The sequence below is a fragment of the Arthrobacter sp. Y3225116 genome (genome assembly GCF_059091245.1).
In genome coordinates this window covers 1-1176 of record NZ_JBNHGL010000447.1, presented here as the reverse complement: position 1 = coordinate 1176, position 1176 = coordinate 1, and the positions used below count along the sequence as shown (strand labels likewise).

Here is a 1176-nt window from a genome sequence, read left to right as displayed (position 1 = left end):
GCGTCGTCGTGGCCGGGGGCCGCGGCACCGGCGGCGATTTCGCGCCGATCGAAGACCTGGCCGACGCGCTCGGCGGGGCGGTGGGTGCCTCCCGGGCCGCCACCGATGCCGGCTGGATCGAGCACTCGGCGCAGGTGGGCCAGACCGGCAAGACCGTCTCGCCCCAGCTGTACATTTCCGCGGGCATCTCCGGGGCCATCCAGCAGAAGGCCGGCATGCAGACAGCCAAGGTGATTGTTGCGGTCAACAACGACGCCGACTCGCCGGTCTTCGAGATCGCCGACTTCGGCATCGTGGGCGACCTGGCCACCGTCTTGCCGCAGGCCGCCGCCGAGATCCGCCGGCGGAAGGGCTAGCGGCGGTGACGGCGGTGACAGTCGAGGAATTCCGGCCGGCCCGCGTCCTGGTCTTTGCGGCGCACCCCGACGACCTGGACTTCGGGGCCGCCGGCACCATTGCCCGCTGGACCGCGGCGGGCGTGGAAGTTAGCTACTGCATCATGACCGACGGCGACGCCGGCGGCTTTGACGACGCCCAGCGCGCCGGCATCGTCGAACTGCGGGCAGCCGAGCAGGCCAAGGCCGCGGCGCTGGCCGGCGTCACCGACCTGCATTTCCTGCATCAGCCCGACGGCTACCTGGAGCCCACCCACGACGTGATCCGCCAGGTGGTGGAGCTGATGCGCCGCATCCGGCCCGACATCGTGCTGTCCATGCATCCGGAGCGTGCCTGGGACCGGATCCAAAAGAGCCACCCGGACCATCTGGCCTGCGGAGAAATCGTCACCCGCGCGATCTACCCGGCCGTGGAAAACCCGTACGCCTATCCGGAACTGCTCGAGGCAGGGCTGGCCGCCTACAAGGTGCCGTTCCTGTGGTTCTACGGCGGGCCGCGGGAACGCGAGAACCACTACGTGGACATCACCGACCACGTGGACACGAAGCTGGCCGCCATCCGGATCCACGCGAGCCAGCATCCGGACCTGGCCGCGATGGACGCCCGCGTGCGTCAAAACCTGGCGGAGAACGCCATGCGCGGCGGCCTGCCCGGACGCAGCGCGGAAGCCTTCCACGTGGTGGGGATCAATACCCCGGAAACCATCGCCGGATTCTGACGCAGGCCGCCCGCCGGCCGACCTGCCGCCCGCGGCGGCACGGTGGCCGGCGGCGCCGGGCT

General features: G+C 70.7%; 2 protein-coding genes. Both read left to right on the top strand.

What is annotated here, in order from left to right; translation table 11 throughout:
* Window positions 1-356, top strand: a 356-nt coding sequence (locus AC5RV2_RS18195) for an electron transfer flavoprotein subunit alpha/FixB family protein (RefSeq protein ID WP_494093492.1), incomplete at its 5' end; no start/stop codon positions are given.
* 5 nt (window positions 357-361) lie between these two features.
* Complete coding sequence (locus tag AC5RV2_RS18190) at window positions 362-1114, top strand: PIG-L deacetylase family protein (RefSeq protein ID WP_494067288.1); 753 nt, start codon at window positions 362-364, stop codon at window positions 1112-1114.
* Window positions 1115-1176 lie beyond the last annotated feature (62 nt).